Raw genomic sequence first — 22765 nt, 5'->3', positions numbered from 1 at the left:
TCAAAGACGAAGGGGCCTCGCGGCCCCTTTTTTTGTGTTTGTGTGTAGCGCGTACGGCGAAATCTAGCGCGAAGCTGCCGCCGGGGCTGCTGGTGTTTCGCTGGCGGGCGTTCCCGATGCCACGGCGGGCACCTTTTGTGCATCCCACAGCTTGCGCAGCTGGGCCAGCTCGGTGTCAAACCGCGCATGCACGCGGCGCTTTTCCTGGTCTTGCCCGGCGATGAAGCGCTGCTGCTCGGCCATGCTGTCGTCGTTTTCAGCAATCATGCGGCGCAGAGTCATGGGCGCCTTGTTGGGGTCCTTTTTGTAGAACTCCATCTCCACATTGAACTTCTTGCGTTCCGCCTTCAGTTCAGCAATGCGCTTTTCTGCGGTGGACGTGACATCGTCCACCAGCTGGATGGCGGCTGCGCGTTCCACGTCGTGGGTGGCTTTGTCGGGGTATCGCGCGACCAGCACCCGCTCGCGGCGGCGCTCTTCGACCACCCGGGAACGTTCTTCGGCCTCCTTGCGGCGCTGGGCTTCCTGGGCGGCGCGCTCCAGCTCGGTGAGCGAAGGGCCGATCTGGCGGCGTGTGATGCCGGACGGGCTCAGCTCACGCTGCTCCCGGTCCAGGCATTCCGGGATGGGGCGGTCGGCCGTCAGCCGACGGCCGTGCTTGTCGATGCAGGTGTAGATGCCTCCTACAGCGCCCTGCGGGGCTTGCGCCAACGCTCCTTCGGCACCCAGGGTGGCCAACAAAACCCCGCCCATGATCCACGCCGATGTGCTCAAGTCCTCTACCCTTCGTTGACTCCGTACCGCTGGCGATAGGCCAGCACTTTTTCATGGTGGGAACGCATCCCATCCCCCCCGTTTTGAGAGAGATACAGCAATAAGTCTGCCAGCCGTGCAATGGCGCACACCTGCATGCCCAGTTGCCCGCGCACGTACTGCACGGCGCTGTGGTCTACGTCCTGGCCATTCTCTGTGGCTTTCTCCTGGCGGTCCAGCGCAATTGCAACCGCGTGGGGGGTGGCGCCCGCCGCACGGATGATCGCAATGGACTCGCGCGCAGCAGTGCCTGCGGACATCACGTCGTCGATGATGAGTACACGTCCTTTTAGAGGCGCGCCCACCAGCGTTCCACCCTCCCCGTGGTCCTTGGCCTCCTTGCGGTTGTAGGCAAAGGGCACGTTGCGGCCCAGGCGCGCCAGCTCTACCGCAACGGTGGCGGCCAGGGGGATGCCCTTGTAAGCAGGGCCAAAGACCATGTCGAATTCGATGCCGCTGGCCAGCAGGGCTTTTGCATAGAATTCCGCGAGCCGTCCCATCTTGCTGCCGTCGTCGAACAGGCCGGCGTTGAAGAAATACGGGCTCAGGCGCCCGGCCTTGGTCTTGAATTCACCAAACCGCAGCACGCCGGACTCGACGGCAAAACGTACAAAATCCTGCGCCAGCTGGCCCTGTTCAGAGGTTTGCGCGCCAACATCCACCATGGGGAATTCCTTGTTCAAGTTAACCAGCCTCAATCTCAATGGCATCCGGTCGGCCACCAGCAAAGGCGTGGAAAGCTGGATGGCAGCCACGCGGCCGGATTGTATTTGCGTGCAGGAAGTGAAGGCCCAGGCGGCCGACATCGCCAACCGGTTCGAGCGGATGGCGGGCCTGCAAGGCCACTTCCACTTTGCGCAGAAAAAGGGCTACTCCGGCGTGGGCATTTACACCCGACACGAGCCCTCCGATGTAGTCGTGGGCTATGGCTCGGCCGAGTTTGATACAGAGGGCCGCTATGTGGAGCTGCGCTTTGACACGCCCGAGCGCAAGCTGTCGATCATCAGCGCGTACTTTCCGAGCGGTTCATCGGGCGAAGAACGCCAGCAGGCCAAGTTCCGGTTCCTGGCCGAGATGCACCCCCACCTCATGAAAGTCAAGAGCGAGCGCGACTTCATTCTGTGCGGCGACATCAACATTGCGCACCATCAAATCGACCTCAAAAACTGGCGCAGCAACCAGAAAAACAGTGGCTTTTTGCCCGAAGAGCGGGCCTGGATGACAAAGTTGTTGCACACAACTGATGAAGGCGGCGGCATTATAGACGTTTACCGTCAGTTACAACCTACCGCCACCGACACCGCCTACACGTGGTGGAGCAATCGCGGTCAGGCGTATGCCAACAACGTGGGTTGGCGGCTGGACTACCACCTGGCCACCCCTGCGCTCGCGGCGCTGGCACGCACCGAATCCATCTACAAGGGCGAGAAGTTCTCCGACCACGCACCCATCACGGTGGAGTACGACCTGACCCTGTGACAACACCGCACTGAACCGATGACCGACGCCGCCGCTTACGCCTCGCCCCCCCCCACCCACAGTTTTCGGCCCTCCAACGCAGACGCGTTGTGGAAGCAGCTCTCCAGCCCCCACCCCACCGTGGGCAAAGCGCGGCACCTGGGCGAGGCACTGGTGCATGCCGGTCTGCTATCGCCCCCCGCTCTGAACGAAGGCCTGAAGACCCAACAGGTTGAGCGGGGCAACGGCCAGCATCGCCTCATCGGCCAGATCCTGGTGGACCGGGGTGAACTCACCCAGGAGCAACTACGCCAGGTCATTGCCGCCTGGCTGGGCGACTACACGGTGCACCCGGGCGACATCACGCCCGACACGGCGGCGCTGGCGCTGATTCCCCGTTCGGTGGCCGAGCGCGAGTCGGTACTGCCGCTGATGGCGCGCGATGACGCACTGGTGCTGCTGATGGCCGACCCGCTGGACCGTGTGCTGCTGGACGAGCTGCGCTTTCTCACGCAAAGGCGGTTGATCCCCCTGCAGGCGGCGCCGGGCACGCTGATGCCCGCCATTGACCAGGCCTACCGCACGCACCCTGCGGACGCGCAAAGCCACAAGACCTCGCCCCCCTCGGCACCCGCCGCGCGTGCCACGTCGCAAGAGCTGGCCACCAACCTGACCAGCGCCGCACCCGACACCGCCGCGGAGCAGGCCGACGTGATCAGCGAGTCGGACAACACGCTCGTGCGGCTCATCAACTCGGTGATTGACGAGGCCATCAACCACCGCGCCTCTGACATCCACATCGAAACCGAGCCCGCTCCGCAAAACGTACGCATCCGCTTGCGCATTGACGGCGACCTCACCCCGTACCTGGAGCTGCCTGCGCGCTACCGGTTTGCGATGGTGGCGCGCATCAAGATCATGGCGGCGATGGACATTTCCGAGCACCGCAAACCCCAGGACGGCAAGATCGACTTTGCCCGCTTTGGCGGCCCGCCGGTGGAGCTACGGGTGGTCACCGTGCCCACCTCGCGCGGCCTAGAAGACGTGGTGCTGCGCCTGCTGGCGGGCGCCAAGCCTTTGCCGCTGGAGAACATTGGCCTGAGCGAACCCAACCTGATTGCCATGCGTGCCGTGGTGCGAAAAAGCTATGGGCTGGTGCTGGTGTGTGGCCCCACCGGCTGCGGCAAGACCACCACCTTGCACTCGGTGGTGCGCGACATCAACACCGCAGGCCGCAAGATATGGACGGCCGAAGACCCCATCGAAATCACCCAGAGCGGCCTGCGCCAGGTGCAGGTCAACCCGCGCATCGGCTGGACCTTTGCCGCCGCCATGCGCACCTTTTTGCGGGCCGATCCGGACGTGATCATGATCGGTGAAATGCGCGACGAGGAAACCGCGCGCATCGCCATCGAGGCATCGCTGACCGGCCACCTGGTGCTGTCCACCCTGCACACCAACTCGGCCCCCGAAAGCATTGCGCGGCTGCTGGAGATTGGCCTGGACCCGTTCAACTTTTCGGATTCGCTGCTGGCCATCCTGGCGCAGCGCCTGGTGCGCCGCCTGTGCACGGCGTGCCGCGAACCGCACGTGGCCGACCGGGACATGCTGACCAGCCTCGCATCGCAGTACCTGGACAGTGGCACCAACAACACCGCCGAGGCCCGCGCCGCGCAGATCGAGCGCTGGCGCCAGCAGCATGGTGACAGCCAGGGCCAGCTGCGCCTGTGGCGCCCGGTGGGCTGCCCGCAATGCGAGGGCCACGGCTACCGAGGCCGCCTGGGCATTCACGAACTGATGCTGACCGACGACGCCATCCGCCAGCACATTCGCCACCGCGCTCCGGCATCGGACATCCGCCACTCGGCGCTGGCCGCAGGCATGCTCACCCTGAGGCAGGACGGTATCGACAAGGTGCTGCAGGGGCTGACCGACATGTCGGAAGTGGTGGCGGCAACCAATCTGTGATGCCAGCGCCTTCGCACTGACCGAAAGGCGTCGGAAAAATATGGCAAAAATAGGCTCTAGCGCTTATCCAGAAATCGCTAGCAGCTATCAAAATGTGAGTTGCATACGTTGCCACGACCTTGGTCTCGCCCTGCTACGACCATTGCGCTTGCCCATGCCGGTGGGCTGAGTCGTTCAGCAACCTAACCCAACAACTCTACGAACGCCGCGCAGCTGGCGGCGGGTCGATCAAGACAAGGCCGTGCTCTTTTCGGGCTCGCCCACGATGGCGTCGAGCAAGTCGCTGATGCGCACAGGCTTTCGCAGCACACGGACAACGCCCAACGACTCCAGACCACGCTCATCCAGGGCTTCGGTGGCGGCTGCCAACACGTAGACCCGCGCATCCTGCGCCGTGGCGAACTTGCCTTGCCGCAGATCTTTGAGCAGCTCCATCGCCACCAGTCCCTCTTGAAGATCCAGCACAAGCCCGTCAAACGAATCGCCCGCCAGCAGGGCTCGGGCACGGCCGACGCTGCTGGACTCATGAAAATCAACAATACCGAGGTCACGCGCAACCATGACCATGGTGCGCCGCAATACAAACTGCGGCTCGATCAACAAAAGACGGGGCAGCTGCACAGTCATTCTTCGGCCTCTTTACCGGCCAGCGTCTCATTCGTCAGGCGCCGCAGCGCATCCAAAATGGACAGCTCTACCGGGCCCAGTGTGCGGGCCACCGTGTCGATCACACACAGCGTGCCAATATGGTGCCCGCTGGGAGCACTGAGCGGGGCGCCCGCATAAAACCGGATGTGAGGGTCGCCCGTCACCAAGGGATTGTCAAAAAACCGGGGGTCACTGCTGGCATCTTCGACGATGAACACTTCACTCTTCATGATCGCGTGCCCGCAAAAAGACACGTCTCGAGGGGTTTGGGTCGCCTCCAAGCCCACGCGGGACTTGAACCACTGGCGTTGCCCATCCACCAAGGTCAGCAGGGCAATGGGCATACCCAGCTGCTCGGCCGCAAAGCGGGCAAGCCTGTCGTAGCGCTCTTCGGGAGGCGTGTCCAACAGCAAAAGGTCACGCAGGGCATTCAGGCGATCCGCCTCATCGACTGGCATGGGTGCGGGTGTCATGGGGACTCCAGAAGTAATTCGGGTAGCAAAACGAGGCCAATCGACGCTTTGGGTTCATCCCAGCAGATGCGCCATCTCGGACAGATCGACCAGCACAAGGTTGGCGTGGTCCACAGCGCCTTTCGCGTTGATGAGCCCCAGCTCCCCCATGGCGCCCATGCGTATGCCGGTTCGCCGCGCGCTGTGGGCCGGGAGCCAGTCCGTCAGGCTGCGGATGGCAATGCCGATGGGCGCCATCATGCCCTCAGGCGCCTGCACCACCACCGCCAGCAGGGGGTCAGCATGCGCCACGGACTTTGCAATGGCAGGCAGGTTGACCAGGCGCAGGGTTTGCCCGCGCCACGGCAACAACCCCGGTCGACCGGATCGCAGGTCCTCGCGACACGCGGCAGACAGCTCTACAACCCCCAAAACCCCTTGCACAGGCGATGCGTAACGCTGATCCGCATCGAACACCAAGTAGGGCGATGGCTCGGTGGCATCCGCCAGCGCTGCGCTGCCTGGGGCTCCTGGCGACGCTGACGCCCACCGACTGACCGACGCCTCGGGCGTCACTTCAAACAACTTGGCGACATCCAGCACCTGCAGCCTGCTGCCGTCTGGCAACAGGGTCACACCGGCAGACACAGAGTTGCCGGGAAGGAGGGCCATCGCCTGCTGCGAGAGGTCGACAAACTGCTGACACTCCGACACCGTCAGGCCAAGCAGTAGCGGCCCATGGCTTAGCAGCACCATACAGGGCGCCGCCTGGCGATCACTGGCCTGCCGCCCTTCGCTGATGTCAACCAATGGCAGCTTGCGCCCTTGCCACTGGCCAATCGCCCAGCTGCGGTCGCGCGGCCCGAGTGCCAGTTCTGCGGCAGGCACAGGCACCACACGCTCCACCGCGTTCACGGTCACCGCCCACTGCTCCACGCCAATCCGCAACACGGCGTACCGTTGCGGGGTGCAGCCCTGCGTTCGAGACGCCTCTTGCGGCGCACCCCATGCAGCAGGGGCAGGCGGGGCAGGCGGGGCAGGCGGGGCAGGCGGGGCAGGCGGGGCAGGCAAATCTACTTGTGCTTGTTCGCACCAGGCTTGGCTCAGTCGCATAAGGCGCGCCACTTCCAGGATGCACAACACCGGCGCAGAGTCGGAAGCAGGCACCACCGATTCAAACAGCTCGTTGTCGTCCGGCTGGTGCAGGATCTTCCTGATATCGCCCGCTGCCAAGGCCTTCACCCCAAGCACGGCGTCTACCCGCATGCCCACCAGTCCACTGGCATGCTGCATCACCAGCAGTCGCGGCAACGTGTCAACGCCGTCTCCCTGTGGCGTATCCAGAGGCACCCAGCGTTCCAGTGCAACGACAGGCACGGCCGCACCCGCAAACTCTGCCAACCCCAGCAGTCCTCCGCTGTGGCGAGGCAGCGCCGTCAGGCCTTGCGGCGGCAGGGGCAAGGCTTGCCGCACTTGGTCCACCGGGATGGCGATGTCACAGCGCCCAACCCGTACATGGACGTACACATTTGCGTGTGCGTGCGCACGTGCGTTCATGTTCATGTTCGTGTGCGCCTGGTTGCCCGCGCTGTGGGGTGCGGCGGGCGGGGGCTGAGTGAAGCCTTCCATCACCCGGCTCAACCCACTTTGCGCGCGCTGCCGCTGCCCTGCAGGTCTTCCAGCAGCCGCGCCACATCCTGTGTGGAGTGCTCCTGCTCTTCCGTGGCCGTGCGGATTTCGCTGATGGAGCGTGTGGTGTTTTCTACCGCTCCCAGAATGCGCGCAAACGCCGCCTCCACCTCTTCCGACAAGCGGCCGCCTTCAGAGACTCGACTTACCGTCTGATTGATCAGTTTGGCAATCTCGCGTGCTGCCAGCGACGACTTTTCTGCCAGCTTGCGCACCTCATCTGCCACCACCGAGAAGCCCACACCTTGCTCGCCCGCACGCGCCGCCTCGATGGCCGCATTGAACGCCAGCAGGTGCGTCTGGCTGGAGATCTCGCTGATGGTGTCCACGATTTCGTGGATGTCGGAGGACGACCTCTCGATGGCGATGATCGCGTCACGCGAGCGGCGCACCAACTGGCTGCCCTCGCCCGCCTCGCGCTGTGTCTGCTCGGCCAGTTCGGTGGAGCGGCCTGCGCTGCGCGCCAGCCGCTTGATCGAATCGCTCATGGCGTGCAGCACGGTGGTGATGTCCTGAACCTTTCGTGCGACCGCACGTTCGCGCTGCACCTGCGCAGTGATGTCAATCGCGTACTTGACCACCTTGTACGGCTTGCCGTCCACATCGAGGATGGGGTTGTAGGTGGCCTGAATCCACACCTCGGCACCGTGCTTGCCGTTGCGGCGGTAGCGTGCGCTCTGGAACTTGCCCTCGCACAGGTCGGCCCAGAAGTCGCGGTACTCTTGGCTTTGCACCAGCCCCGGCTCGCAGAACATGCTGTGGTGCTTGCCCCGAAGTTCTGCCTGGGTGTAGCCCATAGTGCGCAGAAAATTCGGATTGGCCACCAGCACGTTGCCTTCCATGTCGAACTCTATGACCGCTTGCGACAGGTTGATCGCATCGATCTTGCCCTTGGTCTCGGCGGCCGTGATCATTTCGTTGGTTATGTCTACGGCGAACTTCACCACCTTGTACGGTTTGCCGGTCACGTCCAAGATGGGGTTGTACGAGGCCTGCAGCCAAATCGCCCTGCCGTCCCTGGACAAGCGGCGAAAACGCCCTGAGAAGAACTCACCGCGCCCCAGCCTTGACCACAGGTCTGCATACTCGGCCGAAGCCGCAAACTCGGGCTGGCAGAACTTGCGATGGTGCTGGCCCACCACCTCGTCCAGCGCATAGCCAAACGTGTTCAAAAAGTTCGCATTGGCAGCCAAAATATGTCCCGCCAAGTCGAACTCGATGACCGCCTGCACGCGGTGGATCGCAGCGATCTTGCCCTCAAAATCTGCCTGCTGAACCCGCTGCCCGGTGATGTCCGTGGCCAGCTTGACCACCCCCACCGTACGGCCGTCGGCGTCCCGCACAGGGTTGTAAGAGGCCTGCAGCCAGACCGGCTGGCCAGCCTTATTGACCCGCAAAAACACGTCCTCGCGCACTTGCCCGGCGCGCAACCCGTCCCACAACGCCCGATACGCCTCACTGGCCGTTACTTCGGGCGGACAAAACATGCGGTGATGCTGACCCAAGACCTCGCTGGCGCTGTAGCCCATGAGGTCCAGAAACAAGCTGTTGGCGCGCAGTACCCGGCCTTCAAGGTCGAATTCGATCACGGCTTGCACATGCTCCAGCGCAGCCAGCAGCGCCCCGGTGCGCGCAGCGTCCTGGGGGGCGGACGGGAGGGTTCCGATGGGAGTGTTCATGGTGAAGTGTCGGTGTGAAGGCAAGCGCTGGCTGCCAGTCGAACTGGTCAAGCGTTCAGGAAAAGACGCCCCGGAGGTCGGCGCGCATTTCATGTTTTCGACTGCATTTGCAGCCAGATGAAACGGGGCAGCGAGTATGGCTTAATTTTGCATTTCTGGCACGACTAACTCCATGCTCCAGTACCTCACCGTCCCCGTTACAGCCTTCCAGCAGAACTGCTCACTCGTCTGGTGCGACGCCACCCACAAAGCCGCCGTGATCGACCCGGGCGGCGACCTGGATGTGCTGCTCGCTGAAATCAAACGTCTTAATCTCACGCTCGAACAGATCTGGCTCACCCACGCCCACATCGACCATGCGGGCGGCACGGGCGAGCTGGCAGAGCGGCTGTCGCTGCCCATCGTGGGCCCGCACCCGGGTGACCAGTTCTGGATTGACGGACTGCCGCAGCAAAGCGCGATGTTTGGGTTTCCGCCCGCGCAGCATTTCACGCCCACGCGCTGGCTGCACGATGGCGACACGGTGCAGATCGGCAACGAGACGCTGAACGTGCGCCACTGCCCCGGCCATACGCCTGGCCATGTGGTGTTCCACGCGCCGCAGATCGACCGGGCGTTTGTGGGCGATGTACTGTTTGCCGGCAGCATGGGCCGCACGGATTTCCCGCAGGGCAATCACCAGCAGCTCATCGACAGCATCACCCAGCGCCTGTGGCCCATGGGTAACCAGACCGTTTTCATCCCCGGGCACGGGCCTGAGAGCACGTTCGGGCGCGAGCGCCAGAGCAATCCCTATGTGGGCGGGACCTGAGACGTTGCCCGCAACGCCGGTAACGCCCGAAGGGCACGGCGTTGCGTTGGAATTATTTTGATAGCTGCCAGCGCTTTATACACAAGCGCTGGCAGCCAATTTGACCAAATTTTCCCGCTGACGACGGCTGGCCGAACGCCATCAAGCCGCCAGCAACCGGGCGGACAGGGACCGCAAAAGCGGCCAGTTCGGCGGACCGCTGATGGAAAGCATGCTTACGATGTATCTTTTTGTAAGCAGTCTGTGCGCGCACTGCACAGGCTTTCTTTACCCGCCCGCTTTTGCGTCATGAATCCCACCTTCAAGCCACGCCCACCCCTAGCACCGCAGCGTGGCTCCAGCCTGGCGGGCAAGGCCTACTGGGCCATGGTGCAGCGGGTGGCATTGACGGCTGCAGTCATCGATGTCGGCTACATCGTGCTGTTTCTGTGTCTGGGCTCGCTGCCGCTGGCGGCCGTCAACGTGGTCAGCATCGGCGTGTATCTGAGCGCGTACCGGCTCATCCAAAAGCGCCACAACGTGGCCGGGCTGGTGCTGATCTGGCTGGAGGTAGTGGGGCATTCGGCATTGGGATCGCTGCTCATCGGCTGGGACAGCGGGTTTCACTACTACCTGCTGATGTTCATTCCTGCCATCGTGATTGCCAATACGCGCGGGTATGCCGCGCCCATGGTGCTGGCGCTGCTGGCGTACTACCTGGGCCTGCATGCACTGAGCAGCCACCTGGGCCCGCTCGACCCCCTGCCCGCCCGCAGCGTCAACATCGTGAACTGGGTGCACATCTGTCTGGTGTTCGCCATGTCGGCCGCGCTGTCGGCCTTTTACCGCCGCACGATCCTGATCGCAGAGGCCCGCTTGCGCAAGCAGGCCACGCTCGATGCGCTGACCGGCCTGGCCAACCGCAGCCACTTCGAGGCCCTTGCCACCAACGCGCTGGCGCGCAGCCAGCGCGACGGCGCGCCAGTCACCCTGCTGCTGTGTGATGTAGACCTGTTCAAACGGATCAACGACCAATACGGCCACGCCGTGGGTGACGAGGTACTGGTGGCCATGGCCAAAGTGCTGGCCACCAACCTGCGCGAAGGCGATGTGCTGGCGCGCTGGGGCGGTGAGGAGTTTCTGGCACTGATGCCCGCCAGCCCACTGGACGATGCACGCGCCACCGCCGAACGCATCCGCACCGCCATCGAGCAAACGCCGCTGGACGTGGGCCAGGCGCCCATCGCGCTGACCATGTCGTTCGGCGTGGCCCAGGTGCACAACACCGACGACCTGCAGGCCGCCATTGCGCGTGCCGACAAGGCGCTGTATCAAAGCAAGAACGCGGGCCGCAACCGGGTGAGCGTGGCATAGCGCCACGGCAGCCTGGCTGCAAAAATTTGAATGAAATTAGGCTCTAGCGCTTATCCAACAGGCGCTAACAGCTATTAAAAAAGGAGCTTTCAGAGTCCTGAAAACCTTGCGGTGGCGCGCATCCGCCACCCGCCGTCCACGACTAACCGTTGCGCCGCGCAGCCTCGTAGAGGCCCTGCACCTTGGGTACATTGGTCTGCAGTTCTTTGATGCGCGCGGGGCCCGAGGGGTGGGTGGACAAGAACGCCAGCCCGCCCTGCTTGCTGCCGCTGGCGTTGCCCATCTTCTGCCACAGGCTCACCGAGGCCGACGGCTGGTAGCCCGCGCGGGCCGCCAGCTCCAGCCCCACCAGATCGGCATCGCTTTCGTCCGACCGGCTGAACTGCAGCGTGAGCAACTGCCCGCCCAGCCCGGCCGCTGCCTGCCCCAGATCGCCAAGGCCCAGCAGTTGCGAGCCCAGGCGCAGTGCCAGGTTGGTGCCCTGCGTTTTGGCGATGCGCTCTCTCGCATGTTCGCGCAGGGCGTGGGCCATTTCGTGGCCCATGATCATCGCGGCCTCGTCGTCCGTCAGCTTGAGCTGATCGAGGATGCCGGTATAGAACGCGATCTTGCCGCCGGGCATGCAGAACGCATTGATCTGCGAACTGCCGATGAGGTTGACCTCCCAGCGCCACTGCTTGGCGCGGTCGTTCCACGGCGCGGCAAACGGAATCAGCCGCTTGGCGATGGCGTGCAGGCGCTGCAGCTGCGGATGGTTGTCGGGCGCCAGCGCGCGTTTGGCCTTGGCCTGCTGCAGCATCTGCTGGTACTGCTGGGCGGCAGAGTTTTCCAGCGTTTCGGCCGGTACCAGCTTGCGCAGGCTGGACGCCGAGCCCACATCGACCTGCGCCAGCACCGGCGCGGCGGCACTGGCGCCCGCCGCCAGCAGGAATGCGCGGCGCGCGGACCAGGGGGACGATGGCGCAACAGAAGGAGCGGGGCAGAAAAGACACATACGAGGCGATCCCAGAAGGAATAATGAGCAGCGCTGGCACACAACACACCAGCGCTTGCCGCGCAGGTGGAGGCCGACAGGCTGGCTACAAGGGTGTGTCGGCGATGATAGACAAAACCCCCGCTCGCCCATGTCAGAAACCTCCACTTCTTCCGCTCCCAGCCCCACCCCTGAAAAGTCGCCCCGCACGCCCTGGCTGCAAACCCTGCGCGTGTACCTGGAGCCCGCCAGCCTGCGCATGCTGACGCTCGGGTTCTCTGCCGGGCTGCCGCTGCTGCTGGTGCTGGGCACGCTGAGCTTTCGGCTGCGCGAGGCGGGCATTGACCGCAGCACCATTGGCTACCTGAGCTGGGTGGGCCTGGCCTACGCCTTCAAGTGGGTGTGGGCGCCGCTGGTAGACCGGCTGCCGATCCCGCTGCTCACGCACGCGCTGGGGCGCCGCCGCAGCTGGCTGCTGCTGTCGCAGGCGCTCATCGTGGGCGGGCTCATCGGCATGGCGCTGGCCGACCCGCGCCAGACGCTGGGGCCCATCGTGTGGTGCGCGCTGGCGGTGGCCTTTGGCTCGGCCACACAAGACATTGCGCTCGATGCGTTCCGCATCGAATCGGCCGACGCCAACCACCAGGCGGCGCTGGCAGCGTCGTACCAGACGGGTTACCGCCTGGCGATGATCTGGGCCGGTGCGGGGGTGTTGTGGATAGCGGCGCGGTCGGAGGTGGCGCCCGCTGTAGGCCAGGCCATTGCCCAGGGCGCTGCGGCGTACCAGAACAGCGCCTGGCAGATGGCCTATATGGTGATGGCCGCATCGATGGCGGTGGGCGTGGTCACCGTGCTTTTCTCGCGCGAGCCCGCGCCCGTGGAGTTGCCCCCCGCCAGGAACGCGGCCGAGTGGATCAAAAGCGCGATGGTGGACCCGTTTGCCGACTTTCTGCGCCGCTACGGCGTGCAGGCAGTGCTCATCCTGGCGCTGATCGCTGTCTACCGCATCAGCGACGTGGTGATGGGCATCATGGCCAACCCGTTCTACGTGGACATGGGCTTCACCAAAGACGAGGTGGCCGCCGTGACCAAGGTGTACGGCGTGATCATGACGCTGGCGGGCGCGTTTGTTGGCGGCGTGCTGTCGATGCGCTTTGGCGTGATGCGCATCCTGATGCTGGGCGCCATACTGAGCGCGGGCAGCAACCTGCTGTTCGCCTGGCTGGCGGGCCATGGGCATGACGTCACCGCGTTAATTGCCGTGGTGTCGGCCGACAACCTGGCCAGCGGCATTGCGTCGGCCGCGTTCATCGCCTACCTGTCAAGCCTGACCAACGTGAGCTATTCAGCCACGCAGTACGCGCTGTTCAGCTCGATGATGCTGCTGCTGCCCAAGTTTGTGGCGGGCTTCTCGGGCGACTATGTGGATGCGTTCGGGTATGCACATTTCTTCACCGCGACGGCGATGCTGGGGGTGCCCGTGCTGCTGCTGGTGTGGCTGGCCTCAAGGGTCAAAAACACCTCTGGCGCTTGATGCATAAGCGCTAGTAGCTATCACTTTGGAAGCATTGCAATCCGCCGGGCGTTGGATGGCGCTTGGCCGGTTTACCGCAACTTTACGGAGGCTTCAACACGGGGAGACGCCCACGCGGGACCATGGGGCTTCCATCCAGGCACCCCGCACTACACTGACCCCATGAGCTCGCAACTGTTGATGATCGAAGACGATGCCCGCCTGGCCGAGATGGTGGGCGAGTACCTGGGCCAGTCGGGCCTGCAAGTCACCCACCGTGCCGATGGCAAGAGTGGCTTGGCGCAACTGCAAGGGCCCGAGTCCGGGCCGTTGCCCGACCTGATCATCCTGGACCTGATGCTGCCGGACATGGACGGCCTCGAAGTGTGCCGCCGCATCCGGTCGCTGCAAGGCAACGCAGCCCAGGTGCCGGTGCTGATGCTCACCGCCAAGGGCGACCCGATGGACCGCATCATCGGCCTGGAGCTGGGCGCCGACGACTACCTGCCCAAGCCTTTTGAGCCCCGCGAACTGCTGGCCCGCATCCGCGCCATCCTGCGCCGCCGCACCGACGGGGGCAGCACAGCCAGCACCCAGGCGCTGCGCTTTGGCACGCTGGAGATCGACCGCGACGCACGCACCGTGACCGTGGCGGGCGAGCTGGCCGACCTGACGTCCTACCAGTTCGATTTGCTGGTGGCGCTGGCCGAACGCGCAGGCCGCGTGTTGACCCGCGACCAGATCATGGAAGCCGTGCGCGGGCGCGAACTAGAGGCGTTTGACCGCTCCATCGACGTGCACATGGGCCGCATCCGCGCCGCCATTGAGGCCGACGCGAAGAACCCGCGCCGCATCCTCACCGTGCGCGGTGTGGGTTATGTCTTTGCCAAACAGCAAGATTGAATGGATGCCCCCCTAAGTCGCCTTCGGCGCCTTCCCCCCAGGGGTACGACGCCCTCGCTGCGGGGCGGCCCTTGCTTGGCGTCCCTGGCCTGGGCCGCGCCAGTATCAAAGCACGTGGGTGCTGCATATCGATGCGGGGAACTGCTGAATGTCTTTGAGTAATCCGTTTTCCCGCCGTCTCTATCTGCGCATCTGGCTGGCCGTTGTCGGCGGCATGGCCGTGCTCACGCTCACCGTGGGCTGGGCCTGGCGCATGGCCGAGGAGCAAAAGGCGCAGAACACGCAGCCGTTTGTGCCGCCGTCGCGAGAAATGGTGCTGCGCGACCCCGACGGCAACCTCGTGTTGCGCGGCCTGTCGACCCGTCTGCCGGGCGAACCCGGCGAAGGCATGCAGTTTCAGATCCAGTCGGACACCGGCAAGGTCTTCATCATGCAGATGGCACCGCGACCGCCGCGCCCCGACAGCGAACGAGGCGAGCGCGGCGGCCGAAACCAGAGCGATGCTGCGTTCTGGACGCGCCCACCCTTCGGTTTCCTGTGGCTGCTCGGGATCTTGAGCCTGGCCGTCGCAGTGGGCGTGTATCCCATCATCCGCCGACTCACGTTGCGCCTGGAGGCCCTGCAACGCAGCGTGCAGAAGTTTGGCGAAGGCGACCTATCGGTGCGTGTGCCCGCTCAGGGGCAAGATGAGGTGGCCGACCTGGCGCGCCAATTCAACGCGGCCGCCGAGCGTGTCGAAACACTCGTCAAATCGCACAAGTCACTGCTTGCCAACGCCTCGCACGAACTGCGTTCCCCGCTCACCCGCATCCGCATGGGGCTGGAGCTGATGGGCGGGCAGCAGCCCTCCCCCGCGTTCCGCGAGGAGATTCTGCGCAACATCGCCGAGCTGGACCAGTTGGTGGACGAGATCCTCCTGGCCAGCCGCCTCGATGCACGCGAGGCCGACGTAGGCACCGTGGAGCTGGTGGACCTGATTGGTCTGGCCGCCGAAGAATGTGCGCGCGTAGACGCCGATCTGGATGTGAGTTCCAGCCCTGATTCTGTGGAGGTGCGCGGCGTCTCCAAGCTGCTGCGCCGGGCCATCCGCAACCTGCTGGAGAACGCGCGGCGCTACAGCACCGGCGAGATCACCGTGGTGGTGCACCGCCGCCACGGGCGTGCCGAGGTGCACGTGTGCGACCACGGCCCGGGCGTGCCGGTCACCCACCGCGAACGCATCTTCGAGCCGTTTTACCGTCTGCCTGGCGCCAGCGAGCGCGCAGGCGGCGTGGGCTTGGGGCTGGCGCTGGTGCGGTCGATTGCCGGGCGCCACAACGGCACCGTGCACTGCCAGGACCGGGCCGATGGCGCCAGCGGTGCGTGTTTTGTGCTGGCCTTGCCGCTAGCGCCTGCTGCGACTGCAGCCGCAGCACACCCGATTCATTAACCGGTCGATTCAGCTCCGGGGCTGAGTCTGCAACGGCCAGCGCCAGGCCATCCCGGCATAGAGCGCAGCCCCCAGCACCAGCGCAGCAGCCGCCACTGCCAAGCCGTAGACAAACCCCTCGCCCTGGGTTGCGGTGCGGTGCAGCATCCACGCCACCATGGGCGGGCCTGCAATCTGGCCGATGCCGTAGGCGGCGGTGAGCAAACCCGGAAAGCTGTCACCCGCCGACGGCCACACACGCCGCGCCTCCTGGAGCGCAAAAAATGTGATGGCCGTGAACGGCAAGCCCAGCAACAGGCTGCCCAGTGCAAAGCCCGCAGGCCCCGGCCAGACCAGGCTGAGCGCAATGGCTGCGGCCTGCACGGCGTAGGCCGCCATGAGCAGCCAGCGCCGGTCCCACGCCGCAGGAGTGCGGGTGGACAACGCAGCGCCGAGCGCCACACCTGCGCCAAACAACGGCCAGAACAGGTCGGGCCAGGGCGACCCGGCGGGCAAGGCGGCACGCGCAATGACCGGCAAAAAGGTGGCTGTAACGATGTAGCCCAGCCCCGCCAGGCCATACGCCAGCGTCAGCCCTGTTCGCGCCCAAGGGCCATGGCCTGGCAGCGCCCCGCCCGATGCATGCGCTGCACCGGCAGCCGATGGAGCCAGTGCCACGCCATGCAGCACGGGCCAGATGGCGGCGCACAGCCCCAGGCTGAGCACGCCAAACACCGCCCAGCCTGCGGCGGCAGGCCACTGCAGCGCCACCATGGCACTGGCCGACAGGCCGGTCAGCACAATCCCCAGCCCCGGGCCGCAAAAGATCAGCCCGCCGAGCGCCGGCTTGCCCAACGCCACCAGTCGCACCATGCACCACACCGACACGTTCAGGAACACCAGCGCGCTTGCCACACCCGCTGCAAAACGCAGCGCGGGCCAGGTGGCGGGCAGCGGCAGCGCCATGCCCAGCGTGAGCAGCACCGTCGCCACCAGCCCCCAGCGCGCCAGCCGCGCCGCATGCCACACCTGCCGCGCGCGGGGTGCCACCCAGGGCAGCGCCATGCAGGCCAGCGCGCCAATGAGGTAGCCCAAATAATTGGCCGTGGCCAGCCAGCTGCCACCGGCCAGCGTGACCACGCCATCGTGCAACATCATCGGCAGCAGCGGGGTGAAAGCAAACCGCCCAATGCCCATGGCCGCCGCCAGCGCTGCCATGCCTGCCAGTGCCACCGCAAGCGGCTGGTCTGAAAGTGCAGGGGGCTGCGCGCTGGAGGTACCAGGGGAAGTCAGCGGTTCCATGGCGGCAATTTCCGGTCTATTATTCTCATTTGAGATTTATTTCAGGTAAATCATCTCACAAAGAGAACAAACATGGATTTGGCCGCCCTCGAGATCTTCCGCGCCGTCGCCGCTGAAGGCAGCGTGACCCGCGCCGCCGAGCGGTTAGGCCGCGTGCAGTCGAACGTGACCACGCGGGTGCAACAGCTGGAAGAGCAACTGGGCGCCACGCTGTTCCTGCGCGAGGGCAAGCGCATGGTGCTCACCACCGCGGGCGAGTCGCTGCGCGGTTATGCCGACCGGCTGCTGGCGCTGGCCGAGGAGGCCCGCCAGTCGGTACACCCCGGCCAGCCCGGTGGCCGCCTGCGCCTGGGCGCCATGGAAAGCACCGCCGCCGCGCGACTGCCGCAGCCGCTGGCGCAGTTGCACGCACAGTGGCCAGGGCTGGTGCTGGAGCTGTCTACCGCGCCCTCGCGCCAGCTGGTCGAACAGGTGATGTCGCACACCATCGACTGCGCCCTGGTCGCCTGGCCACCGCCGGGCGTGGACGCGGATGCGCCGGTGGAGCACACCGCCGTGTTCACGGAAACCCTGCTGCTGGCCCTGCCTGCCGACCACCCGCCCGTGCAGACACCGCAGGACCTGCAACTGGACACGCTGGCCGCATTTGGCAACGGCTGTTCCTATCGCCGCATGGGCGAGTCCTATATGCAGCTACACAGCGGCGCGCCACCCAAGGTGCTGGAGCTGGCGTCGTACCACGCCATCCTGGCCTGCGTGGCCGCCGGGCGCTGCGCGGGGGTGGTGCCGCAGGCGGTCATCGACCTGATGCGCGAGGCCCCGGCCTTGCGCCTGGTGCCGCTGGCGGACTGCGACACCGTGCTGGTGCGCCGCCGTGGCTACCAGTCGCCCGCGCTGGACGCGCTGCATGCGGCGCTGCGGGCCAGCACCCCCTCCTCATTGCCTGAGCCACTTTCACGATAAGGAGTCCGTCGTCCATGCCCTCATCTCTCACCACCCGCCTGGGCCTTGCATTGCCCATCATCCAGGGGCCCATGACCGGGTCTGACACGCCTGCGCTGGCGGCGGCCGTGTCAGAGGCCGGAGGCCTGGGCATGCTGGGCTGCGGCATGCGCTCACCCGCCGCAATGGCAGCGGCGGCTGCCGACGTGCGCGAGCGCACCCACAAGCCCTTTGGCATGAACCTGTTTGTGCAGGCCACGCCCACACCCGACGAGGCAGAGGTAACCCGCGCCATGCAGCGCCTGGCACCGCTTTATGCCGAGTTTGGCCTGGTGCCCGAGCGGCCCGCACAGTGGTGCGAAGACTTTGCAGCCCAGTTCGAAGCCTTGCTGGCCGCACGCCCGGCGGTGGCCAGCTTCACCTTTGGCATCCTGACAGCGGCGCAGGTGGCGCGGCTGCACGCCGTGGGCGGTTACGTGATCGGCACGGCGACCACGGTGGCCGAGGCGCAGGCGTGGGCGGCCGTAGGCGCCGATGCGGTCTGCGCGTCGGGCATGGAAGCAGGGGGGCACCGGGGCACGTTCCTGACGCCCACGCAACCCGCAGCGGCCACCGGAGCTGCGCCGTCGCTGGCCGACTTCGAGGCCAGCATGGTGGGCACGCTCACGCTGGTGACGCAGTGTGTGGACGCACTGTCCATCCCCGTCATTGCCGCGGGCGGCATCATGGACGGGCGCGGCCTTGCCGGAGCTCTGACGCTGGGCGCCCAGGGCGTGCAGATGGGGACCGCCTTTCTGACCTGCCCCGAATCGGGCATCGGTGCTGCCTACCGCAAAGCACTCACACAGGCCCAAGCGACGGACACGCGCACCACGCGCATCTTCTCGGGACGACCCGCGCGCGGCATCGTCAACACCATGATGGAGCAGCTGCGCGCCGACGAAGCCGCCGTGCCGCCCTACCCCGTGCAGAACGCATTGACCGGCGCCCTGCGCCGCGCATCCGCCCAGGCGGGCCGGGCAGACCATTTGTCTCTGTGGGCCGGTCAGGGGGTGGCGGCCGTGCGCCCCATGCCAGCAGCAGCACTGGTGGCCACGCTTGAAGCGGAATGGCGGACAGCGGTGGCCGGTATGGCATCGCCGTCAAGATCGCAATCGAACTATTAATTTGATAGCTGCTTGCTTTTACTGAATAAGCACCAGAGGCCGATTTGGCCAAAAATTTCGCCCCTACAAACCCACCTGCCGCGACGGCCGCGTGAACGCTCCGGCTTCGACAAGCCCGAACGGCATCTGGGTGAACACGGCTTCAACAACTGGCGCGACCCTAAACCAGCGCCGCCGTGGAACCGGCTTTGCCGGGCCACGGGTGGCGTCCCCCTGAGGGGGAAGGCGCAAAGCGCCACAGGGGGCATCAATTCTTCCAGGGCAGTTCGCGCGCAGGCCCCTGGATGACGGGCGGCTGGGCGTTGATCTTCTCGCCCGCCAGCACGCGCTCGTACATGCGCAGGTAGTTGCGCGCCATGCGCTCGGCGCCGAAGTGCTCCACCACGTGCTGGTGGCAGGCGCGGGCATCAAAGCGGTTATTGCGCACCGCCTCGGCCAGCACGGCGGCCTCGGCCGACAGCACGCCGCAGTGCACCGGCACCAGCTCGGGCAACGCGCCGTAGGGCGTTGAAAACACCGGGCAGCCAAAGTACAGGCTTTCGATAACCGCCAATCCAAAGGGCTCGTGCCAGCGCACCGGAAAGATCAGCCCGCGCGAGGCGTTGAGCAGCTCCGTCTTCTGCGTGCCGCCCACCATGCCGTGGAAATGGATCTTGCGCGACAGCGTCCAGCGAAAGCCGCGCTTGAAGTTGATGCGGTCGCCGCCCAGCACGTCCAGCTCTACCCCGGCCAGCTTGGCCACCTTGATGGCGCCGCGCACGTTCTTCACCCCCCAGGCCGCCTTGCCCAGAAAGTGGTAACGGGGCCGTGGGCGGTCAAAGTCCACCGGGCCGTAGCCGTTCCAGTCGAGCCCGTTGTAGACGAACTCAGTGGACCCATACCGCGCCGCATGGTCGCGCGACAGAAACACCGTGTTCAGCGGCAGCGGCTTGGGCTTGCGCGCGTTGCCGTGCTCCGTGACCAGATACGGACGGTTCAGCTCGGTGCGAGGGTTGAACTGGAAATGGGCGATGTCCACGTCTGCGGGGATCTGCGCCTCCCACGGTGCGTCAGGGCGGATGGGCAGCACATGACCGAAGTCGCAGCTGGAACCGTCGGGCACCAGGTAGCTCACGCGGTGTCCCAACTGGACCAGCGTCTTGCCCAGGTCCCAGATCACACGCTCGGTGCCGCCGTAGCCGTAGACAGGGATGGGGGAGTTGTTGATGAGCAGGATGTGCATCGAAAATCTTTCGTCTCAGTTCTCCATGGCACTAAGCGCCAGCCGCAGCCCGCGAGACTGGCGCGGCCCAAGCCAGTGCCACCGTGGAACTGGCTTTGCCAGGCCACCGGTGGCGTCCCCCTCCCGCGCAGCGAGAGAGGGGTGAAGACGCGAAGCGGCTCAGGGGGTGTTTCATCAGATTGGGCGGGGGCAGCCCATGCGCGCGCGTCGCTCATGCAGCGCCGCCAGCACCAGAGGGCACATGAAGAGGTAGAACATATTGCCGCTGTTGTGGGCCAGAAAGACCTGCGTAAGGCCAAAGCCGATGTACGACAGGGGCATCATCACACCGACCAGACACAGCGACAGCGACTCTTTGTCCATCTTTCCGGATGCGTCACGTATGCGCCGTGCCGTGGGCCAGAACATGGCCAGCGGGATACCGTAGAACGCCATCAGCAGCAGCACCCCCGACAGCCCCCGCTTGGCAAACATGTCCAGTATTTCGTTGTGCGCATGGCCAAATTCGAGCACCACGGGGTGCGCCAGTCCGGCCGCCACGCGCCGCGCCTTCTCTTCGGTGTAGCCTGCCCGGCCCCAACCGGTCCAAGGCCGGTCCCAGCCCATCTCCCACGCCAGCCGCCAATGCGCCAGCCGCTGGCCGACCGAACTGCGGCCATCGCCGTGGTCCTTGTAGATCAGTACTTCCTGGCGCGCCTCGACCACCCGCTGCTCTACTGCGGGCACCTGCGACAGGGCTGCCGCCGCCAGCGCCAGCCCACACAGGCCCCAGTACATGCGGCGTTGCCCGGTGGTGCGCACCAGCAGCCAAGCGCACACCGGCAGCAGCAGCACCAGCGCCAGCCACCCACCGCGCGACTGGGACAGCACCGACCCGGCGGCACCCAGAACAATGGCACTGGCCAACAGCAGGCGCTGCCACAGGCACCAGCGCTTGTACTGCACCACCAGCAGCAGGCCGCTCATCACGGCCAGCAGCATGCTCAGGTTGCCGTACTGGATGGCGTTGGTGAAACCATTGGCGCGTGGCAGCCCCATCACAAAGGTCTGGTACAGCGCCACCAGCCCGCTGCCGACGGAGCCCACCGCTATCCCCATCCACAACCAGGCAGCACGGGGCTCAAAGGTCATCAAAAAGAAGATGCAGGGCAAGGCCAGCAGGTATTTGACTGGGCGGTCCATGCTGCCCCAGCCCCAGGCGGTGCCCACGTCCAGCATCCACAGCGCAGCCATGCAGGAAAACGCGGCCGTCAGCCACCACGCGGCGCGCGGCGCCGGACGGTGCAACCACAGCGGCGCGCTGGCCAGCGTGGCCAGCAACAGCAGCACAGCGCCATACGAATAGCCCGAAGGCAGCCACAGCGCCAGCCCAGGCACCAGGAACGCACCGATGCTGGCGCAGCGAGAAAACCGGCGCTGGGACTCCTGCTCCGATGTCATCAACGAATCACCCGCCCCGTCAGGCTGTCGCGGTCGTAATGCAGGGCCGCATACCGAAAGAAGCCCTCCAGCGCCACAAACAGGCAGTACAGGAACCCCGCGCCACCGCACAGGAAGCCCAGGCGAAACACATACAGCCGCACAAACATCGACCCGCCCGACGCCAGTCCGCGCAAAACCCCGCCGCGTTTGCCCGCCTCGGCCCGCTTTGCTGCGCCCAGCATCACATACTGCGTAAGCTTCTCCAGGCTGCCGCGCACCGTGGTGCGGGAGTAATGCAGCAAACGCGCCTTGATGAGGTGGCGCGGCACGGCGCCGCCGCCAGGCAGCGCATGCAGTTCGGCCTGTTCGTGGACCACGCCCGTGTATTCCTTGACCATTGCTCGCACAAACAAGCGCTCGATCTGCGACTGCGAGCGGAAATACCTGAGTTCGTGCCCATAGGCCACCATGCGCCAGCGAATGGTCCACACCGCCTGCTCGCCGGAGCGGACGATGGCCTGCAGCTCTTGCGCAAATGCCGGCGTCATCACTTCGTCGGCGTCCAGAAAGAACACGTAGTCGCCGCGTGAATGGGCGAGGAGCCGATTGCGCTGCACGGCAAACCCCTGCCAGTCGGGATAACTGTGCACCTCAGCACCCAGCCCCTTGGCAAGGGCCACGGTGTCGTCGGTGCTGCCGCTGTCCACCACCAGCACCTGGTCGGCAAACGCGGCGCTCTTCAGGCAGGCTTCAATGCGGTGTGCTTCGTTGTGGGTCAGCACCGCGACGGTCAACGTGGGCGGCGCCGCTGCGCCGCCGGTTGCGACTGGCATCAATCAGTGGCCAGCGTGCACGTGCTCGCCGGCCTTGAGGCGATAGACGGTTCCGCAGTACGGGCACTTGGCCTCGCCGGTGCGGGCCACATCCAGATACACCTTGGGGTGGCTGTTCCAGATCTTCATGTCGGCCTTGGGGCTGGGGCAGAAAACCCCGCCCTGGGCGTTGAGGTCCTTGGCCAGGAGTTCGATGGCGGCTTGGGACAT

General features: G+C 65.5%; 21 protein-coding genes. 9 read left to right on the top strand and 12 right to left on the bottom strand.

Annotation, left to right across the window (positions count from 1 at the left end):
- Positions 1–63: 63 nt before the first annotated feature.
- Together ACK4OE_RS00630 and pyrE are read right to left on the bottom strand one after the other, a co-directional pair.
- Entirely contained in the window at positions 64–774 is a 711-nt protein-coding gene (locus ACK4OE_RS00630) for a DUF4124 domain-containing protein (RefSeq protein WP_409882339.1), read from the bottom strand.
- Positions 775–779: 5 nt separating this feature from the next.
- On the bottom strand, positions 780–1478 hold the full coding sequence (gene pyrE, locus ACK4OE_RS00625) for an orotate phosphoribosyltransferase (RefSeq protein ID WP_409882338.1): 699 nt from the start codon (positions 1476–1478) through the stop codon (positions 780–782).
- A gap of 10 nt (positions 1479–1488) precedes the next feature.
- Between pyrE and ACK4OE_RS00620 the strand changes: the two genes are divergently transcribed.
- Both ACK4OE_RS00620 and ACK4OE_RS00615 read left to right on the top strand, forming a co-directional pair.
- Entirely contained in the window at positions 1489–2292 is an 804-nt protein-coding gene (locus tag ACK4OE_RS00620) for an exodeoxyribonuclease III (protein ID WP_409882337.1), read from the top strand.
- Between the two features lie 18 nt (positions 2293–2310).
- On the top strand, positions 2311–4239 hold the full coding sequence (locus ACK4OE_RS00615) for a GspE/PulE family protein (protein ID WP_409882336.1): 1929 nt from the start codon (positions 2311–2313) through the stop codon (positions 4237–4239).
- A gap of 228 nt (positions 4240–4467) precedes the next feature.
- On the opposite strand, the gene ACK4OE_RS00610 is transcribed toward ACK4OE_RS00615, so the two are convergent.
- The 4 genes from ACK4OE_RS00610 to ACK4OE_RS00595 are packed head-to-tail and all read right to left on the bottom strand — an operon-like array spanning position 4468 to position 8707.
- Entirely contained in the window at positions 4468–4866 is a 399-nt protein-coding gene (locus ACK4OE_RS00610) for a response regulator (RefSeq protein ID WP_409882335.1), read from the bottom strand.
- Positions 4863–5360, bottom strand: coding sequence for a GAF domain-containing protein (locus ACK4OE_RS00605; RefSeq protein ID WP_409882334.1), 498 nt, complete (start codon positions 5358–5360; stop codon positions 4863–4865). The genes ACK4OE_RS00610 and ACK4OE_RS00605 overlap by 4 nt, the downstream gene beginning before the upstream one ends.
- 54 nt (positions 5361–5414) lie before the next feature.
- Positions 5415–6968 carry a chemotaxis protein CheW gene (locus ACK4OE_RS00600; protein WP_409882333.1) on the bottom strand — a complete coding sequence of 518 codons (1554 nt, stop codon included), beginning with the start codon at positions 6966–6968 and terminating at the stop codon, positions 5415–5417.
- An 8-nt stretch (positions 6969–6976) separates the two neighbouring features.
- Positions 6977–8707 (bottom strand): PAS domain-containing methyl-accepting chemotaxis protein, encoded by a 1731-nt coding sequence (locus tag ACK4OE_RS00595; protein WP_409882332.1) that lies wholly within the window; start codon positions 8705–8707, stop codon positions 6977–6979.
- Positions 8708–8879: 172 nt separating this feature from the next.
- On the opposite strand from ACK4OE_RS00595, the gene ACK4OE_RS00590 reads away from it, so the two are divergent.
- Together ACK4OE_RS00590 and ACK4OE_RS00585 are read left to right on the top strand one after the other, a co-directional pair.
- Positions 8880–9518, top strand: coding sequence for an MBL fold metallo-hydrolase (locus ACK4OE_RS00590; RefSeq protein ID WP_409882331.1), 639 nt, complete (start codon positions 8880–8882; stop codon positions 9516–9518).
- A gap of 288 nt (positions 9519–9806) precedes the next feature.
- Entirely contained in the window at positions 9807–10871 is a 1065-nt protein-coding gene (locus ACK4OE_RS00585) for a GGDEF domain-containing protein (RefSeq protein ID WP_409882330.1), read from the top strand.
- A gap of 142 nt (positions 10872–11013) precedes the next feature.
- On the opposite strand, the gene ACK4OE_RS00580 is transcribed toward ACK4OE_RS00585, so the two are convergent.
- Positions 11014–11865 carry a M48 family metallopeptidase gene (locus ACK4OE_RS00580; protein ID WP_409882329.1) on the bottom strand — a complete coding sequence of 284 codons (852 nt, stop codon included), beginning with the start codon at positions 11863–11865 and terminating at the stop codon, positions 11014–11016.
- Positions 11866–11995: 130 nt separating this feature from the next.
- Between ACK4OE_RS00580 and ACK4OE_RS00575 the strand changes: the two genes are divergently transcribed.
- The 3 genes from ACK4OE_RS00575 to ACK4OE_RS00565 all read left to right on the top strand — a co-directional run bounded on the left by ACK4OE_RS00575 (position 11996) and on the right by ACK4OE_RS00565 (position 15689).
- Entirely contained in the window at positions 11996–13378 is a 1383-nt protein-coding gene (locus ACK4OE_RS00575) for an AmpG family muropeptide MFS transporter (RefSeq protein ID WP_409882328.1), read from the top strand.
- Positions 13379–13540: 162 nt separating this feature from the next.
- On the top strand, positions 13541–14260 hold the full coding sequence (locus ACK4OE_RS00570) for a response regulator (protein ID WP_409882327.1): 720 nt from the start codon (positions 13541–13543) through the stop codon (positions 14258–14260).
- A gap of 148 nt (positions 14261–14408) precedes the next feature.
- Positions 14409–15689 (top strand): ATP-binding protein, encoded by a 1281-nt coding sequence (locus ACK4OE_RS00565; RefSeq protein WP_409882326.1) that lies wholly within the window; start codon positions 14409–14411, stop codon positions 15687–15689.
- Between the two features lie 9 nt (positions 15690–15698).
- On the opposite strand, the gene ACK4OE_RS00560 is transcribed toward ACK4OE_RS00565, so the two are convergent.
- The gene (locus tag ACK4OE_RS00560; protein ID WP_409882325.1) at positions 15699–16970 is read right to left on the bottom strand and encodes a YbfB/YjiJ family MFS transporter; all 1272 of its coding nucleotides are present in this window, start codon (positions 16968–16970) and stop codon (positions 15699–15701) included.
- 72 nt (positions 16971–17042) lie between these two features.
- Between ACK4OE_RS00560 and ACK4OE_RS00555 the strand changes: the two genes are divergently transcribed.
- Positions 17043–17933, top strand: coding sequence for a LysR family transcriptional regulator (locus tag ACK4OE_RS00555; protein WP_409882324.1), 891 nt, complete (start codon positions 17043–17045; stop codon positions 17931–17933).
- Between the two features lie 14 nt (positions 17934–17947).
- Positions 17948–19078: an NAD(P)H-dependent flavin oxidoreductase gene (locus tag ACK4OE_RS00550; protein ID WP_409882322.1), complete on the top strand. Its 1131-nt coding sequence runs from the start codon at positions 17948–17950 to the stop codon at positions 19076–19078.
- A gap of 247 nt (positions 19079–19325) precedes the next feature.
- Here ACK4OE_RS00550 and ACK4OE_RS00545 read toward each other — a convergent pair whose 3' ends face one another.
- The 4 genes from ACK4OE_RS00545 to ACK4OE_RS00530 form a co-directional block, all read right to left on the bottom strand.
- On the bottom strand, positions 19326–20300 hold the full coding sequence (locus ACK4OE_RS00545) for a glycosyltransferase (protein WP_409882321.1): 975 nt from the start codon (positions 20298–20300) through the stop codon (positions 19326–19328).
- 174 nt (positions 20301–20474) lie between these two features.
- On the bottom strand, positions 20475–21740 hold the full coding sequence (locus ACK4OE_RS00540) for an O-antigen ligase family protein (protein ID WP_409882320.1): 1266 nt from the start codon (positions 21738–21740) through the stop codon (positions 20475–20477).
- Positions 21740–22555: a glycosyltransferase family 2 protein gene (locus ACK4OE_RS00535; protein ID WP_409882319.1), complete on the bottom strand. Its 816-nt coding sequence runs from the start codon at positions 22553–22555 to the stop codon at positions 21740–21742. The genes ACK4OE_RS00540 and ACK4OE_RS00535 overlap by 1 nt, the downstream gene beginning before the upstream one ends.
- Positions 22556–22558: 3 nt before the next feature.
- Positions 22559–22765 carry a zinc-finger domain-containing protein gene (locus ACK4OE_RS00530; RefSeq protein ID WP_055399857.1) on the bottom strand — a complete coding sequence of 69 codons (207 nt, stop codon included), beginning with the start codon at positions 22763–22765 and terminating at the stop codon, positions 22559–22561.

Origin of the sequence: Acidovorax sp. (assembly GCF_046314175.1) — a bacterium.
In the GTDB taxonomy this organism is placed as follows: Bacteria; Pseudomonadota; Gammaproteobacteria; order Burkholderiales; family Burkholderiaceae_C; genus Acidovorax.
Note: the sequence above shows the minus strand (reverse complement) of the source record. Positions and strands in the feature narration are given on the sequence as shown.

What these genes read in the sequence shown, in the direction of transcription:
- ACK4OE_RS00550 (WP_409882322.1), top strand. Translation starts at nt 17,948, where the DNA reads ATGCCCTCATCTCTCACCACCCGCCTGGGCCTTGCATTGCCCATCATC.
- ACK4OE_RS00565 (WP_409882326.1), top strand. Translation starts at nt 14,409, where the DNA reads ATGTCTTTGAGTAATCCGTTTTCCCGCCGTCTCTATCTGCGCATCTGG.
- ACK4OE_RS00535 (WP_409882319.1), bottom strand. Translation starts at nt 22,555, where the DNA reads ATGCCAGTCGCAACCGGCGGCGCAGCGGCGCCGCCCACGTTGACCGTC.
- ACK4OE_RS00580 (WP_409882329.1), bottom strand. Translation starts at nt 11,865, where the DNA reads ATGTGTCTTTTCTGCCCCGCTCCTTCTGTTGCGCCATCGTCCCCCTGG.
- ACK4OE_RS00590 (WP_409882331.1), top strand. Translation starts at nt 8,880, where the DNA reads ATGCTCCAGTACCTCACCGTCCCCGTTACAGCCTTCCAGCAGAACTGC.
- ACK4OE_RS00595 (WP_409882332.1), bottom strand. Translation starts at nt 8,707, where the DNA reads ATGAACACTCCCATCGGAACCCTCCCGTCCGCCCCCCAGGACGCTGCG.
- ACK4OE_RS00605 (WP_409882334.1), bottom strand. Translation starts at nt 5,360, where the DNA reads ATGACACCCGCACCCATGCCAGTCGATGAGGCGGATCGCCTGAATGCC.
- pyrE (WP_409882338.1), bottom strand. Translation starts at nt 1,478, where the DNA reads ATGGTGGATGTTGGCGCGCAAACCTCTGAACAGGGCCAGCTGGCGCAG.
- ACK4OE_RS00530 (WP_055399857.1), bottom strand. Translation starts at nt 22,765, where the DNA reads ATGTCCCAAGCCGCCATCGAACTCCTGGCCAAGGACCTCAACGCCCAG.
- ACK4OE_RS00560 (WP_409882325.1), bottom strand. Translation starts at nt 16,970, where the DNA reads ATGGAACCGCTGACTTCCCCTGGTACCTCCAGCGCGCAGCCCCCTGCA.
- ACK4OE_RS00585 (WP_409882330.1), top strand. Translation starts at nt 9,807, where the DNA reads ATGAATCCCACCTTCAAGCCACGCCCACCCCTAGCACCGCAGCGTGGC.
- ACK4OE_RS00615 (WP_409882336.1), top strand. Translation starts at nt 2,311, where the DNA reads ATGACCGACGCCGCCGCTTACGCCTCGCCCCCCCCCACCCACAGTTTT.
- ACK4OE_RS00600 (WP_409882333.1), bottom strand. Translation starts at nt 6,968, where the DNA reads ATGGAAGGCTTCACTCAGCCCCCGCCCGCCGCACCCCACAGCGCGGGC.
- ACK4OE_RS00575 (WP_409882328.1), top strand. Translation starts at nt 11,996, where the DNA reads ATGTCAGAAACCTCCACTTCTTCCGCTCCCAGCCCCACCCCTGAAAAG.
- ACK4OE_RS00570 (WP_409882327.1), top strand. Translation starts at nt 13,541, where the DNA reads ATGAGCTCGCAACTGTTGATGATCGAAGACGATGCCCGCCTGGCCGAG.
- ACK4OE_RS00545 (WP_409882321.1), bottom strand. Translation starts at nt 20,300, where the DNA reads ATGCACATCCTGCTCATCAACAACTCCCCCATCCCTGTCTACGGCTAC.
- ACK4OE_RS00610 (WP_409882335.1), bottom strand. Translation starts at nt 4,866, where the DNA reads ATGACTGTGCAGCTGCCCCGTCTTTTGTTGATCGAGCCGCAGTTTGTA.
- ACK4OE_RS00540 (WP_409882320.1), bottom strand. Translation starts at nt 21,740, where the DNA reads ATGACATCGGAGCAGGAGTCCCAGCGCCGGTTTTCTCGCTGCGCCAGC.
- ACK4OE_RS00555 (WP_409882324.1), top strand. Translation starts at nt 17,043, where the DNA reads ATGGATTTGGCCGCCCTCGAGATCTTCCGCGCCGTCGCCGCTGAAGGC.